General features: G+C 70.4%; 11 protein-coding genes. 3 read left to right on the plus strand and 8 right to left on the minus strand.

Annotation, left to right across the window (positions count from 1 at the left end):
- Positions 1-44: 44 nt before the first annotated feature.
- A complete protein-coding gene (locus tag OO69_RS02840; protein ID WP_033278695.1) occupies positions 45-902 on the plus strand; it encodes an SDR family oxidoreductase in 858 nt (285 codons plus the stop codon).
- A 105-nt stretch (positions 903-1,007) separates the two neighbouring features.
- Here OO69_RS02840 and OO69_RS02845 read toward each other — a convergent pair whose 3' ends face one another.
- The gene (locus OO69_RS02845) at positions 1,008-1,994 is read right to left on the minus strand and encodes a YihY/virulence factor BrkB family protein (RefSeq protein ID WP_051800725.1); all 987 of its coding nucleotides are present in this window, start codon (positions 1,992-1,994) and stop codon (positions 1,008-1,010) included.
- Between the two features lie 69 nt (positions 1,995-2,063).
- Positions 2,064-3,038 carry an amidohydrolase family protein gene (locus tag OO69_RS02850; RefSeq protein WP_033278696.1) on the minus strand — a complete coding sequence of 325 codons (975 nt, stop codon included), beginning with the start codon at positions 3,036-3,038 and terminating at the stop codon, positions 2,064-2,066.
- A 179-nt stretch (positions 3,039-3,217) separates the two neighbouring features.
- Here OO69_RS02850 and OO69_RS02855 point away from each other — a divergent pair, with 179 nt between their 5' ends.
- On the plus strand, positions 3,218-3,664 hold the full coding sequence (locus OO69_RS02855) for a MarR family winged helix-turn-helix transcriptional regulator (RefSeq protein WP_033278697.1): 447 nt from the start codon (positions 3,218-3,220) through the stop codon (positions 3,662-3,664).
- A gap of 101 nt (positions 3,665-3,765) precedes the next feature.
- Here OO69_RS02855 and OO69_RS02860 read toward each other — a convergent pair whose 3' ends face one another.
- The 4 genes from OO69_RS02860 to OO69_RS02875 all read right to left on the minus strand — a co-directional run bounded on the left by OO69_RS02860 (position 3,766) and on the right by OO69_RS02875 (position 8,012).
- Positions 3,766-4,779: an Lrp/AsnC family transcriptional regulator gene (locus OO69_RS02860; protein WP_033278698.1), complete on the minus strand. Its 1,014-nt coding sequence runs from the start codon at positions 4,777-4,779 to the stop codon at positions 3,766-3,768.
- Positions 4,780-4,805: 26 nt separating this feature from the next.
- A complete protein-coding gene (locus OO69_RS02865) occupies positions 4,806-5,696 on the minus strand; it encodes an alpha/beta hydrolase family esterase (protein WP_033278803.1) in 891 nt (296 codons plus the stop codon).
- Positions 5,687-7,144 (minus strand): CoA transferase, encoded by a 1,458-nt coding sequence (locus OO69_RS02870; protein WP_051800727.1) that lies wholly within the window; start codon positions 7,142-7,144, stop codon positions 5,687-5,689. Before OO69_RS02870 ends, OO69_RS02865 begins: the two co-directional genes overlap by 10 nt.
- A 187-nt stretch (positions 7,145-7,331) precedes the next feature.
- Complete coding sequence (locus tag OO69_RS02875) at positions 7,332-8,012, minus strand: hypothetical protein (protein WP_033278699.1); 681 nt, start codon at positions 8,010-8,012, stop codon at positions 7,332-7,334.
- 299 nt (positions 8,013-8,311) lie between these two features.
- Here OO69_RS02875 and OO69_RS49335 point away from each other — a divergent pair, with 299 nt between their 5' ends.
- Positions 8,312-9,328: a LysR family transcriptional regulator gene (locus tag OO69_RS49335; protein WP_051800728.1), complete on the plus strand. Its 1,017-nt coding sequence runs from the start codon at positions 8,312-8,314 to the stop codon at positions 9,326-9,328.
- 45 nt (positions 9,329-9,373) lie between these two features.
- Here the strand turns inward: OO69_RS49335 and OO69_RS02885 are convergent, their stop codons facing one another.
- Both OO69_RS02885 and OO69_RS02890 read right to left on the minus strand, forming a co-directional pair.
- Entirely contained in the window at positions 9,374-10,558 is a 1,185-nt protein-coding gene (locus tag OO69_RS02885; RefSeq protein ID WP_106970950.1) for a serine hydrolase domain-containing protein, read from the minus strand.
- Between the two features lie 151 nt (positions 10,559-10,709).
- Positions 10,710-11,309, minus strand: a complete 600-nt coding sequence (locus OO69_RS02890) for a hypothetical protein (RefSeq protein ID WP_033278700.1) — start codon at positions 11,307-11,309, stop codon at positions 10,710-10,712.
- Positions 11,310-11,323: the final 14 nt, after the last annotated feature.

Raw genomic sequence — 11,323 nt, forward strand, 5'->3', positions numbered from 1 at the left:
CACTGACTGCGGCGGGTGTGACAAGTAAAAAAAGGGGATTCATCATGATCGTTGTCACTGGGGCCACGGGCGCGTTGAACGGCGCCACTGTTGAGCACCTTCTCAAGCGTGTTCCTGCGGAGCGGATCGGCGTGAGCGTGCGCGACGTCGACAAGGCGCGGCACTTTGCCGACCGCGGGGTGCGGGTGCGTCAGGGCTCTTACGCGGATCCGGCCGCGCTGCGGCACTCCTTCGAGGGCGCTGAACAGGTCCTGCTCGTGTCCTCCAACGACCCGCACGCCGACCATGTCGGCTTGCACCGCGTCGGCATCGAGGCCGCCGTCGCGGCGGGAGCCCGGCGCATCCTGTACACCAGCCATCAGGGTGCCGGGGCCGACAGTCCCTTCCCCCCGGCCCGCGATCACGCCGCGACCGAGGTGCTCCTCGCCGAATCCGGTGTCGCCTGGACCTCGCTGCGCAACGGCTACTACGCCCACAGTGTGCTGTGGCTGCTCAGCCCCTGGCGGCAGACCGGCGAGATCGCGGCACCAGCCGATGGCCCGATTTCCTGGACCGACCGCGCCGATTCCGCCGAAGCGGCAGCGGTCGTCCTGGCCGGTGACCGGAGTTTCGACGGGCCGGTCACCCTCACCGCGCGGCAGGCCGTGACCCTCGCCGACGTCGCGGCGATGGCTTCTGAGATCAGCGGCCGCGAGGTCAAGCGGGTCGTGCTGGACGACGAGGAGTGGATCGCGGACAAGGTCGCGGATGGCATGCCGGAGGGGATGGCACGGAGGATGCTCACCAGATACCAGGCCGCTCGCGAAGGCCGCTTCGCCGGGGTCGACCCTCTGCTGGCCAGTCTGCTCGGCCGCGAACCCCGCGGCGTCGCCGAGCAGTTGGAGGACGGCGGCACCGGCTGAAGGATCGCCGAGGCAAGGGAAAGGGGCTGGGCTTCTGTTTGAGGAGTTCGCTCAGTTCCTGATGGTGATGATCACGACCTGACCGGCGCCCAGTGGACGGCACGGTCAGTCCATGCGGCGCTGGTCCTTCTTGCTCCAGGCGCGGGTGTCCCGGGGCGGGAGGTATGGCTCCTCATCCTTCGGGAGTCCGCCGGCGACGGCACGCTGGCGGGCCAGTTCCGCGTCGAATTCGAGGCCGAGCAGGACGGCGATGTTGCTGATCCACAGCCACATCAGGAAGACGATCACGCCGGCGAGCGTGCCGTACGTCTTGTTGTACGACGCGAAGTGCGCCACGTAGAACGCGAAGCCCCCCGAGGCGACCATCCAGACCACCAGGGCCAGCACGCTGCCCGGAGTGACCCAACGGAAGCCGCGGCCCTTCACGTTGGGCGCCGCCCAGTACAGGATCGCGATCATCGCCATTACCAGGACGACCAGTCCCGGCCACTTCGCGACCGACCACACCGTCAGCGCCGCGTCCCCGATGCCGAGGGCGGAACCCGCCGCGCGGGCCAGGCCGCCGGTGAACACCACGATGAGCGCGCTGACCACCGTCAGGACGAGCAGCACCACGGTGACGCCGACGCGGATCGGCAGGACCTTCCACACGGGGCGGCCCTCGGGCATGTCGTAGACGACGTTGGCGCTGCGGATGAACGCCGCGATGTAGCCGGAGGCCGACCACACCGCGACCACGATGCCGACCACGGCGACGATCGAGCCGAGGCCGCCGGGCGCCTGAAGCTGGCGTATCGCGTCGCTGATGATGTCCCGGGTCGAACTCGGCGCCAGTTTCTCGATGTTGTCCAGGACCTGCTGTGTCGCAGACTTGCCGGCCATGCCGAGCAGCGAGACCAGGACCAGCAGGGCCGGAAACAGCGACAGCACTCCGTAGTACGTCAACGCCGCGGCCCGGTCGGCGAGTTCGTCGACCTGGAACTCCCTGACGGTGCCCTTGAGCACCGCCCACCAGGACCGCTTCGGCAGTTTGGTGGGCCGGTCCGGCGCCCGGCGCTCGACCTGTTCTCCTGGTCCCGGTGTCCGTGGCATACCAGTGGGGTTACCCGGCTCGGCCCGACCATGCCTGGAGGGCGTACGGCAACCGCTCCCACTCCCTGATCAGAGTTCGAGGCCAAAGAGCGCTGCCGCGTTGGCGGAGGAGAACTTGTGCCGGTCCTCGTCCGAACTGAAGTGTCCGAGGAAGGAGTTGATCTCGTCCCGGGTCGGGTGTTGGAACGGGTAGTCGGTGGAGAAGATCAGCCGGTCGACGGTGGTGACGGACAGGGCGTGGTGGAGCAGCGCGGGGTTGAGCATGCCGGAGGCGGTGATGTGGAAGTTGGTCCGGATGTAGTCCGAGACGGGCCGTCGCAGTCCGGCGAGGCGGGCGAGGCTGTCGGCCCGGTCGAGCCAGAACAGCAGCATCTCGCCCCAGTGGCCGAGCACCACCTGGAGGGCGGGGTGGCGGTCGAAGGTGCCGCGCAGGATGAGCCGGAGTGCCGCGGTCGCGGTGTCGAGGTGCCACCCCCATCCGAAGGTGGCCAGGCCGAGATCGGTCAGCTCGCCGAGACCCCGGTAGGAGGCGTCGCGCACCGCGTCCGAGGGGATCTGCGGGTGGATGAAGACCGGCTGGCCGAGTTCCGCCGCGGCGGCGAAGAACTCGTCGTAGGCCGGGTCGTCGAGGAAGCGGTCGCCGGAGCGGCCGTAGACCATCGTGCCGACGTGGCCCAGGCCCTTCGCGCGCACGAGCTCCTCGACGACGTGCTCAGGGGAGGACATGGGCAGCGTCGAAAGTGCCCGCAGCCGCGTCGGGTTCTTGTCGACGGCCGCGATGGCCATGTCGTTCGCGGCGCGGCTCAGGTGCCGGGCCTGTTCGGGGGCGAGCGGCTGGGTTCCGGGCGGGGTCAGGGCGAGGACCGAGATGTCGATGCCCTGGGCGTCCATCGTGGCGATCCGCTCCTCGCCAAGGTCCTCCAGGCGGTGTCGGTGGTCGCCCATCTCGTTGAAGGCGAGGCTCTCGTCCGGCCGCGGCAGGGCTTTGAGGGCGGAGGTGAGGTTCGGGGCCACCCAGTGTTCTTCGATGGCGATGAGGGTCATGGTCTTCGTCCTTCGATCGGGCAGACGGGCAGACGGGCAGACGGGCAGACGGACAGGTGGGTGGCACGGCCGGTGGCTTCGTTCCAGCGATACCTGTCATTTGACAGCAAAGCTAACGCCCGGACTAAAGTAGCTGTCAACTGACAGCAATCGAGGGGCGACGACGGAGGTCCTGGCGCATGGACGAGGAGCAGGCTTCGCGGCTGTTCGAACTCGCCGACCGGATCCTGGCGGTGGGCCGCCACATCGGGGCGTCGAAGGAGGGCGAGGTCGAGTCGGGAACTCCGTTGCAGGGAGCGGTGATGCGCTATATCGACCGCCACCCGGGCACGACGGCCCGCGAGGCCGCCGAAGCCACCCAGATGATCTCGAGCAACTTCAGCCGGGCGGTGCGCGGCCTGGAGCAGGCGGGCCTGGTGCGGCGCGACACCGATGAGCGCGACGCGCGGCGGGTGCGCCTGTATCCCACCGAGAAGGCGCAGGAGAATCTGCGACGACTCCGTGAGGTCTGGAGCGGCCTTCTCGAGGAGGCTGTGACCGACTCCGACGACATCGACGCCGTGATCTCGACCCTGCGCACCATCGAGACCCGGCTCGTTGCCCGAACCCGCCCCGGGGTCCGATGAATCCGGCGATCTCACCGCCCTTGCCGCTGACCCGGAGGTCGCTCTCGGCGACCCGCCGATCAGGCTCGGCTCAACGTCCGCCGCACCACGTAGGACGCGGTCTAAGCCCACGGGTCGACGGGGACCACGCCGATGGCGTGGCTGTCGGGACCGATGAGTCGCCCCCAGGATTTGACGGTTCGTAGAACGATCTGCCGGTCGTCGATCTCGATGCCGGGGCTCATGGCGCGGATGCGCCGCAGCAGTGGCTCCAGTGCCCGCAGGTCGTGCAGTTGGGCGGTGACGAACAGGTTCGCCGTCCCGGCCACGGCGGCGCACACCCGGGTTTCCGGCCAGCGGGCGATGTCCCGGCCCGTCTCGTAGAGCAGTTCGTCGGGCACCCGCAGGGAGAGCGAGACGTACAGGTGCCAGCCGCCGGCGAACCGGACGAAGTCGGTGCGGAAGGTGAGCGTTCCGTTGCGGGTGAGATGGTCGAGCCGGCGCTTGACCGCGGGTTCGGAGCGGCCCAGCCGCTTCGCGAGGTCGCGCAGGCTCATCCGGCCGTCGACCTGCAGCGCCTGGTAGAGGGCTTTGTCGAAGGCGTCCGGTTCCCGTGCGGCCTGCCGGTCGTGGTGTTCGGGATGGCCGGCGGACAGTTCGTGCGCCGCGCTCAGGCCGATCGCGCCGAGCCGCCAGTGGGCGCCGCTGAACAGCTCCATGATCGGCCGGACACGGGTGCTGTGGACGCCCGGGGTGGGAGCGAGGCCGTCGACCAGAAGCGCGGACAGGTTCGCGAGGTCCTGGGCGACGACGAGCGCGAACAGGTCCCATGTGCCCGAGGTCAGATGGACGCTGGCCACCCGCGGGTTGTCCGCCAGGGCCCGGGCCACTTCGGTGACCTGCCCGGGCGCGCACATCACGTCGAGCACGGCACCGGCGAGCGGCATGGCCGGTCCGGGGGCGGAGGAGATCCAGGCGGCTCCGTCACGGGTCAGCCTGCGCCAGCGGCGCCCGACGGTGACCGCGGAGAGGTCCAGGGTGGCGCCGAGTTGTTCGAAGCTCGCGCGCGGGTTGACGTGCAGGGCGTCGATGAGGGCGACGTCGTCCTCGTCGATGCCCTGTCGTTCTACGGCCATCACGGGCCCATTGTGGTGGACGGCCGTCACCTCGTCGCGGGCAGCAGGTACCGGCCGATGAGGTCGGCGCAGACCAGGTCGGGGCAGGAGCGGCCCCAGAACCAGGGCATCGGGGTGTGCGCGGGGTTGGGGATCTGATGGCCGCCCCCGTGGACGGTGAACAGGGTCACCGGTGCGGGGCCGGTACCGCCGTAGGTGGTGGTCGTCACCGTGGTGACCGCACTGCCGTCGGCCTGGCGGAGCGGTCCGCCGACCGGCGGGCCGGTGATGCCGTTGCGGGCCGCGTAGTACGCGGCCGTCTCCTCGGCCGAGCGGTGCCGGCCGCGGGGAAACAGCCCTCTGACGCTCACCACGCCGCCGCCGTAGGGGGCCAGGGGGTCGGCGGTGCCGTGGAAGAGGAGCACCGGCACCGCCGTGTCGGCCGGTGGCGGGGTCCGGGTCCCGTACGTGGCGGGCAGGGTGCTGCTGATGATTGCCGCGCCTGCCAGCCGTCCCGGTACCTCCCGCAGCAGCCGCATCACCATCTGGCCGCCGAGGGAGAACCCGATCACGTACACACGCTCCCGCGCGGTTCCGTGTGCGGTGGCCATCGCCTCGACCAGGTCGGTGAAGAACCCGACGTCGTCGATGCCCCGGCGCCGTGCGGGGGTGTCGATGTCGCGGGCGCCGTTCCAGTCCCTGCGGTAGCCGTCCGGATACACCACGACTCCGTCGGCACCGGTCGCGAAGGTGTCGAACGAGCGGCCGCTGAACCGGCGCACGGACCGGCCCGTCTGACCGGTGCCGTGGAAGACGACCACCAGAGGCCGGGCCGGGTCTCCGGACCGGTCCCGCCGCTCCGCGCCGACCTGCACGTAGGTGCGCGTGCGCCCGCCGACCTCCAGGGCACCGCGCACGATCACGGCCGTCACCGCCATGCGGGGCGGCTCGCCCCGCGCGGGACCAGCGCGGGCTCCGGCCACGCGGGCGGGGTGCGGCCGAACTCGACCTGCGGCGCGGGAAAGCGCAGGTCTCCCAGCGGCGTCCGGGCGTCGAACGCCTTCGGCTCGCGCAGGCTGTGCTGTGCGTCGGTGCCGACCAGCGCCGGGTCGACCAGACCCAGCGCGAGGCACCACATCGCGTTGCGCGTCAGGTTGACCGTCACGTGCCAACTGCCGCCGACCGTGGCCCGTTTGACGAGCGCCGCCGTCGCGCCGGCGGCACCCATGTAGCCGGTGACGAAGTCGTTGATCATGCCGGTGACGGGCAGTTTCGGTTCCGCCGGCGAGCCGACGGCGGCCATCAGACCACTGGCCGCGGACCCGTTCATGTCGAAGCCGCCGCGGTCGGCCCACGGGCCCTGCGACCCGTAACAGGTCACCGAGACCTGGACCAGCCCGGGACACCGCTCGGCCAGCCGATCCGGGGCCAGCCCCAGTTTCTCCAGCTTGTCGCCGCGATGGTTGTTGACCACGACGTCGGCATCGGCCAGCAGTTCGTCCAGCAGTCCCTGCCCCCGGTCGGTGTTCAGGTCCAGCAGCGTGCTGCGCGATCCGATGTTGGCCTGGGTGTAGATGAACGCGTGCTCGTAGTCGTTGACCCGGGTCGCGCACAGCACATCCGCACCCTGCTCGGCCAACGTCCGCCCCACCGTCGGCCCGGCGATCGCATGCGTGAAGGACAACACCTTCACCCCCGCCAACGGGCGTGAGGCGGCCCCGAGTTCCCTGACCGGCGCCGCACCGATCCGCTCCAGCCCGATCACCGGCCGCGCGGCCAGCACACGACCCTGGGGGTGCGCGGCCCACTCCTCGGCAGTCCGGGCCACACACAGCGGAAGCCCTACGGCATTGGCCGCTTCCTCCAGTTCGAACGCGTCCCACCGCGCGAAGGCGGCGGCGACCTTGTCCTTGTCCGGGGGAACGTCCAGGAACCGGCACCACTTGGCCGCCAGATGCGGATAGACCCCGGAAGCCATGACCGTACGGCCGTCCCGGGTCCGGTAACTGTCCAGCAGGAAGGGATTGTCCAAGACCAGGGCGTGCTCCGGGAGTTCACCGTTCAGGGTCGGATGCCAGAACGCGTGCGGGGTGATGTGGTGCACCGCCTGCCGTAGATCCAGGTGCAGGTCCTGCCCCGCGCCGGTCCGGATCCGGTGCAACGCCGCCGCACCCACCGCACTGGCCATCATCGGGATGCCGACCGCCGCTCCCAGACGGATCCGGTCCGGCACGATCGGATCCTCACCGGCGAACGTCACCCGGCCACCCGTATCGGCGATCGACAGCCCGGCCGGCGCCAGCAACTCCTCCAGCGCCACCAGCGGGTCGAACTCACCCGACGCCGAAGTCCCCTCACAAGCCGCCTTGCCACCCTGATCCGCCATGGTGCTTCCCTCCGATGCTCACCCGCCACCCTCTTTCAGCGGTCTCGTAAGCGGACGGGATCGACGGAAAACGCACAGGGCCGCGCGGGAGCGACGGGAAGTACCGTTTCACGGTCGATTCGTGCAGAAAAACCTCCGACAGAGGGCCGAAGGCCCTGGGCGTACGGTGACCCGTCGAGGCCTGCGGCTACTGCCCCGGTACCTCGACCTGGGCGCGTATGGCGCGCATGACCGGGGCGACATCGGTGGCCGTGAAGCCGAGCTTGGTGCTGGTGCCGTCGGTTTTCGAGACGAGAGTGATGCCGGCGACGGTGGTCGGGGTGAACCAGGAGCAGGTGGTGACCGCCGTGGTGATCAGGTCGTTGCGGAGCAGGACGGTGTCGCAGATCGCCCGGCCGCCGTGCGGGCCGGGTGTGGCGTCGATGGCGCTGGTGGTGATCCGGTCCCCGGCGCCGTCGTCGCTGACGGCCGGGAGCTGGTCGAGGATGTCGTGCAGATGGTCGGGGTCGTAGCCGCTGCCGTTGAGTCCCACATAGAAGATCCACGCACCGTCTGCCGGATCGTCGTAGTAGGCGTGCACATGTGTGCCGGACACACCCAGACGCGCGGCATTCTGTTTGGTGTCGGCGTCGAACCGCTGCACCATGTCCGCCGGCGGCTGCCCCTGCCGGTAACCGGCCGCGACCTGCGGAGCGGTCAGCATCCACGAGGTACCACTGGAAGTGCCGCCGGAGGTCGCGCTCCCCGTGGCGGCCGCGTCGGTGGTAGCGCCACTCCGCGCGGCGACCGGAGAGGCGTGGCCGTCGGCCGTGCCGGTGGACGAACCGCAGCCCGACACCAGCGGCAGCCCCAGCAGCGTGCCGGCCACGGCCAGGGCGACAACGGACCGGCGTGGCCCCGGAGGGGACGACACTCGAGCGCGCCGGAGTGCGGAACTGGCCACGTGCGGCCTCCTTGGGACGGAAGTTGACCGGGCTTCGGGCATGGCTGTGCCGAGGCAGGTGGTGGCCGAAGCCCTCGGGATACCGCCAAGTCTCGCAGCCGCGCGGCCACCCGGTAGCCCCGTCGTACAGTGCTGCTTGCGTCCACCCGACAGGGATACTTGCGGTACGTCGGCACAGCCCGTGCACGATGTCCGATGTCCTACGACCCCGGGAGGCCGCGCGCATGGACCTCGACCCCAGACGCCTCCTGGTCCTCAACGCGATCGCGCAGAGCGGCGGACTCGCCCCGGCGGCACGGGTGTTGGGACATACGCGTTCGGCGGTGTCACAGCAACTGGCCAGCTTGGAAAGGGAAGTGGGCCTGCCGCTGGTCGACCGTTCGGGCCCGAGGCTGGAACTCACGGCGACCGGACGACTGCTCGCCGCGACCGGAGAGCGCATCGGCAGGGAACTCGCCGCTGCGGCACGGCAGTTGGACTCCGGGAACCATCAAGTCGCCCAGGGGCCGGTGGCGATCGGGGCGACCTCGTGGGTACTGGCCCGCCTCGCGGTCCGGGCACTGCGCCTGCTCGCCCTGTCGTACCCCCGTGTCGAGCCGAGGTTCGTGGAGACCGGACTGCCCGATGGTCTACGGCAGTTGAGGCTGGGGGAGTTGGACGTCCTGGTCATCATCGACGACCGGGACACCGCCGCGCCCCTGCCGCCGTCGGTGCGGGCGCAGGTGCTGAGCGAGGACGACTACCGTGTGGTCGTCCCGGCCGGATGGGAGCCGCCGACGACCCCTGCCGACCTCTCCGGCCGCCCGTGGATCAGCGCCCCCGCGCACTCCGCCCGCGGACGCGCCTTCGCCCGGTTCGCGAGCGCCCACGGGGTCGTGCCGTCGGTGGAGCACCTGGCCGACCACATGATCGCCGTCCAGACCCTGCTGGCCGGACAGCTCGGCGCCGCGGTGCTGCCCGCCTTCTTCGCGGCCCAGCTGCAACAGGTGACCGTGACGGCACTGCCCATCACGGGCAGCCAGATCACCCGGACCCTCTACCGCACCGGCCACACCGGCACGGCAGCGGCCGCGCGGGCGGTGGCGGACGCGTTGCAGCAGGCGGCGCGTGACCACGCCGAGACGGCGACGGTCACCGGTCGGACGAAGGGGGACATCGTCGTCCGGCCCCTCCACGACCCCACCGAACCGCCCCCGCCCTCGGCGCCGCGCCGCGCACCTGGCACTCCGCGAAACCCGTGACGGGCCGGCGCGTGAGCGCCATGGGGCACCCGCCGACGCCCCCGCTCAGCGGGCGCCGCCACCCCCGGCGCACAGTGCATGGTCGATCAAGGAACTGGCCGCGTTCTCCTGGGCGAGGATGTGTTCCAGGGTGTCGCCGCGCGCCTCGGACATGGAGACCACGGCGCTTCGACTGCCGTCGTCGGTGACGCCGTTGAGGGTGATGTAGCCGCCGTCGCCGCCCTCATGGCTCCAGTAGGTGCCTCCGCAGGTGAGCGGGCGTTCGGCCAGGCCGAGGCCGTATCGGCCGCCGGGCCACAGCTGTTGGACCTCGGCGCTCACGGGGACGGTCCGCTTCATCTCGGTCAGTTGGCGCGTTGGGAGCAGCCGGCCCGCGAGCAGCGCGCGGAACAGGACGTTCTCGTCCCGCGTCGTCGTGACGAACGACAGGTTCTCGTAGTCCACGGGTACCTGGTCCGTGACGTCCACCAGGGCACCGGGGCCGAAGAGCTGGTAGGCCTGGGCGTGCGGCCGAGGCAGGGTGGGCGAAGTACCGCCCCACAGGGTGTGGTTGAGGCCGAGCGGACGGAGAACACGGTCTTCGATCTCCTGGTGCGCGGGTCGGCCGGTGGCCTTCCGGACGATGCCGCCGAGCAGGACGTAACCGGTGTTGGAGTAGCTCCAGCCCTCGCCCGGCGGGAAGTCCGGCGCGTGGGCCATGGCGCGGGCGGTCAACTGCGCGGGGCTGTAGACGTCGTAGCGCTGCTCGTAGTACTCCTCCGGCGTGGTGTATCCGGGGAGGGCGTCGTGGATTCCGCTGGTGTGCTGGAGCAGTTGGCGGATGGTGACGCGGGTGCCGTCGTTGCCGTTGCCCCGCACCACTCCCGGCAGCCAGTGGTCGACCGTGTCGTCCAGGGACAGCCTGCCCTCGGCCTCCAACTGGAGTACCACGGTGGCCACGAGTGTCTTGGACGTGCTCGCCATACGGAAGTACCCGTCGGACCGGACCGGTCGCCCGGTGCCCAGGTCGGCGGTGCCGCTGGTGGCCACCGACTGCCGACCGTCCGGCGCGATCACGCGGGCCTGCACTCCACTGACCCCGAGGGCATGGATCGCCTCGGTGTCCTGGCGCAACTGCCAGGCGGGGAACGGGACTTCGGGCTGAGCGACGGCGGCGGTGGTCATCCCGGCGGTGAGCAGCGTGACAGCACCGATGGCCATGGCGAGGTGCTTCCGTAGGGTCGGAATCATGACTGCACGCTAGGTTCGGCCGCCGACGAGGCGCGATCCGGTGTACCCGAGGATCGGAACGGGGGACAGCCCCCTCAGCGCCGGTCGTCGGCAGGGGAGTTGGGGGCGGGTGGACGGTACGGCTCGCATACGGTCATGGACTCACCGATGGTCACTCCTCGGAGGCGGGCCAAGTCGCCACGAGTGCCCGCTGATCTGGAAAGCGGGGGCCGGGGACTGTCTCCTGGGTGGGTTCGCCGTTGAGCCAGCACACTTGCTGGGGGGCGCCGTCGCCGGTGTCGAACAGGCAGCACACTCCTCCGCTGTCGGCGGCGAGGTCGGTGAACACCTTCCTGATGTTGGCCGACCGCGCGAACAAGCGGCTCATCTCCGACGTCGCGGCCCAGCACTCCACCGACGCGTAGCCAGGGTGCGGGACGGACTCGAACCGGATCGTCGCGTAGACGTACCCGATCTGGACACGCCCGTCCGCCCCGGGATCGGGACCGTTGTTCCGCGCGTACTCACGCAGTGCGTCATCGGCGTCGAACGTGAGGGACGTGTCGAGGTCGAGCGTGCCGCTCGTGGAGCAGTCGACCGGCGCGCTCTCGAAACGGGACGTGAACGGGAGGACGAGCCGCTCACCGCCGGGCAGCAGGACCTCAAGCGGCGGCACGGCACGGGCCGGTGGTGCCAGCTCGGCCAGATTGGTCAACACCCTGGCGACATTCCGAGGGCGCAGGTAGATGTCGTAGCTGTAGATCAGTCCCATGTTTCCCCCTGCCC

The sequence above is a fragment of the Streptomyces sp. NRRL F-525 genome (assembly GCF_000716605.1).
Classification (GTDB): domain Bacteria; phylum Actinomycetota; class Actinomycetes; order Streptomycetales; family Streptomycetaceae; genus Streptomyces.